This window comes from Alcanivorax sp. HI0044 (assembly GCF_001634945.1).
Window position 1 is genome coordinate 1 of sequence record NZ_LWEZ01001291.1, and the last position, 3055, is coordinate 3055.

Sequence of the window (3055 nt, forward strand, 5' to 3'; positions counted from 1 at the left end):
TTGATTATCTATTCACCGCCAACACCTTCCACATCATGGCGCAACCGCTGGTCGCCCACTGCATCGCCGAAGGCTGCCAACGACTCAGCACAACAGGATTATTCTTGGTCTACGGCCCCTTCAACTACGACGGGCAGTTCACCAGTGATTCAAACCGGCAGTTTGAAGACTGGCTAAAAGCTGCCGATCCACAGCGGGGCATCCGCGACAAGGAATGGATAGAGCAGGAATTTGCCCGCCACGGCCGACAATGTCTGGCAGACCATGCCATGCCCGCCAATAACCGGGTGCTGGTGTTTGGGTAAGAAACGACGGTTTCAGGCCCGAGCGCGGCGAACCCTGCGCATTCTCGGCTTCAGGTAAATCACACCGAATATCATGGTCATCAAGGCATCACGCCAGTGAAACAGGCCTTTGCCCCGCAACCACAGGGCAAAGCCCAGGCATTCCAGCGCATGCAGAATCGCCACCACCGAGCCGGCGATAATGAGCAGGCGGTCAAAGGGAGCGGGTAAATCCATGAAAATGGCTAACAGTACCCCCACCCAAAACACTACAATAACGCCGCGAAGCAAGCCCATAACAAACATCCTCTGACAGCGCTGGCTATTTTTTCTACACTGTGATGTTTGGAGACGCCTCCAAGGCCCTGCCAGACAGGAACGCAAGGCGACTGCACTCACAAAATCTCTCGCATTCAGACTGAGCGAATACATGCAAAAAGACAAGGCAAGCTCCTGGAGCCTGGAGCAATTTCAGGTACCGGAAAAGGAAGGCGAGAGCCGCTTTCACGATTTCGACCTGCACCTGGACCTGATGCACGGTATCGCTGATTCCGGTTTCCAGTACTGCACCCCGATCCAGGCCGAAGTACTGACCCACACACTTGCTGGCGCCGACGCCATTGGGCGGGCCCAGACCGGTACCGGGAAAACCGCCGCCTTTCTGATCACCGTGATCAACGACCTGCTCAAGCACCCCATCGACGTGCAGCGCTTTGCCGGTGAACCCCGTGCACTGATCGTGGCCCCCACCCGGGAGCTGGCCATGCAGATCGAGAAAGACGCCAGGGTACTGGCCAAACACACTGACCTGCAGGTGATGAGTGTCGTCGGCGGCATGAATTTCAATCGCCAGCAGGAACGCCTGCAAAACAAGCTGATCGATATTCTGGTGGCAACCCCGGGGCGGCTACTGGACTTCGCCAAACGCCGCGACCTGTGGCTCGACCGGGTGGAATTCCTGGTGCTGGACGAAGCCGACCGCATGCTGGACATGGGCTTCATTCCCGATGTGAAGCGCATTGTCGGCATGACCCCAAAAAGCCAGTACCGCCAAACCCAGCTGTTCTCTGCCACCTTCAACGACGATGTGATGAACCTGTCCCGCCGCTGGACCCAGGACGCGGCAGTGGTGGAGATCGAACCCACCCAGGTCACCACAGACACCGTGGAACAGAAGGTCTACATCACCAACACCGACGACAAGTTCACGCTGCTTTATAACCTGATCACCGGCATGGACATGGACAAGGTCATCGTATTTGCAAACCGCCGGGACATTACCCGCCGGGTCAGCGACCGGCTGCACAAGAAAGGGCTGAAAGTCTCCCTGATTTCCGGAGACGTACCCCAGACCCAGCGCAGCAAGACCCTGGAGCGCTTCCGTGCTGGCGATCTGCAGGTGCTGATCGCCACCGACGTGGCAGGCCGGGGTATCCACATCGATGGTGTCTCCCATGTGGTGAACTACAATCTGCCGGAAGACCCGGAAGATTACGTGCACCGCATTGGCCGAACCGGCCGCGCAGGTGCCAGCGGCATGTCCATCAGTTTCGCCTGTGAAGACGACGCCTTCCTGCTGCCGGAACTGGAAAACGCCATCGGCATGAAGCTGGAATGCGAGTATCCACCTGCTGATTTGCTGGCCGAGAAAGAAGCGGCCAACGCTACCGCCCAAGCAGCAAACCAACAGGCCGCCGCTGCCCGGCAGGAAACACCCGCCCCGAAAGATGACAAAGCAAGGATCGACAATGGCAACGCGAATCAGCCCCACTGACGGCAAGGCCCTGTTTGAACAGGGTGACGCCCTGTTCATCGATATCCGCGATCCGGCCAGCTTTGCGGCCGGGCATTTGCGCGGCGCCGTGCATTTAAGTCAGGCCAACGTGGATCTGTTTCTGACCAACACGGCCCCGGATCATTCGCTGGTGGTGTATTGCTACCACGGCAACAGCAGCCAAAACGCAGCAGACTGGCTGGGCGAGCAAGGTTTCAGCAACGTGGTTAGCCTGGATGGTGGCTACGATGTGTTCCGGCAACAATTTCCGGAATGCCTGGAAGAAATGGCTTAGGGCCTGTTCACTAGTTAAATCCGCTGGACGCAACGCGTCGCACGCTACACGCCAAACCAGAAGACTGAGGGCGGAGATGGTTAACTGTACTCTCCGCCCATGCCCCACTTCAGCGTGACTCTCTATAACACTCAACGTGTTGCATGAAGCGCGTAACGTAACACTCCCTAAAAACGATAGCCCACGCCGACCATGTAGACCCAAGGGTCAATTTCCACATCGATTTTATCCACCCGAGCGTCATTCACATACAGCCGCGCTTCGGTATCAATATCGATATTCCAGACGCTGGCATTGAGCAGCCAGTTTTCATTGATGAGGAAATCCGCCCCCACTTCCCAAGCGAAGCCCATGGAATTGCTCAACTTCACATCCACATCGGCCCCGCCCACCAGTGGGCTGACTACCGCATCATCGATGCTCTCATCAAAGAACAGAGTGTAGTTCACCCCTGCCCCGAGATACGCGCGCATAGGTCCCAGTTGGGGAGCATAAAACTGGGCCAGCAGCGTCGGTGGCAAATGGCTGGTTTCGCCAATCACAACCCCGTCGCCACCGGTATCCAGAACAATGTCATGGGTAAACGGCGTCGCCCCGACCAGTTCAACACCAATGTTGTCTGTCACCATGTAAGCGAACGTCAGCCCCAGCTGGGTATCATCGTCCACATCGACCTCTAGCCCGCCAACCGCTGGCAATGCC

Annotated in this window: 5 protein-coding genes; 3 read left to right on the forward strand and 2 right to left on the reverse strand. The window is 57.3% G+C overall.

The window, feature by feature from the left end:
• The coding region (locus tag A3730_RS18780) for a DUF938 domain-containing protein (protein WP_156501253.1) at positions 1-305 on the forward strand (305 nt) is incomplete at its 5' end.
• A 12-nt stretch (positions 306-317) separates the two neighbouring features.
• Here the strand turns inward: A3730_RS18780 and A3730_RS31860 are convergent.
• Positions 318-581 carry a DUF1145 domain-containing protein gene (locus A3730_RS31860; protein WP_063519979.1) on the reverse strand — a complete coding sequence of 88 codons (264 nt, stop codon included), beginning with the start codon at positions 579-581 and terminating at the stop codon, positions 318-320.
• Between the two features lie 133 nt (positions 582-714).
• Here A3730_RS31860 and rhlB point away from each other — a divergent pair, with 133 nt between their 5' ends.
• Together rhlB and glpE are read left to right on the forward strand one after the other, a co-directional pair.
• Positions 715-2058 carry an ATP-dependent RNA helicase RhlB gene (gene rhlB / locus A3730_RS18790; RefSeq protein WP_231883998.1) on the forward strand — a complete coding sequence of 448 codons (1344 nt, stop codon included), beginning with the start codon at positions 715-717 and terminating at the stop codon, positions 2056-2058.
• Positions 2033-2353, forward strand: coding sequence for a thiosulfate sulfurtransferase GlpE (gene glpE / locus A3730_RS18795; RefSeq protein ID WP_063519154.1), 321 nt, complete (start codon positions 2033-2035; stop codon positions 2351-2353). Before rhlB ends, glpE begins: the two co-directional genes overlap by 26 nt.
• A 167-nt stretch (positions 2354-2520) precedes the next feature.
• Here the strand turns inward: glpE and A3730_RS18800 are convergent.
• Positions 2521-3055: OmpW family protein (locus A3730_RS18800; protein WP_063538669.1), on the reverse strand; the 535-nt coding region annotated here is incomplete at its 5' end.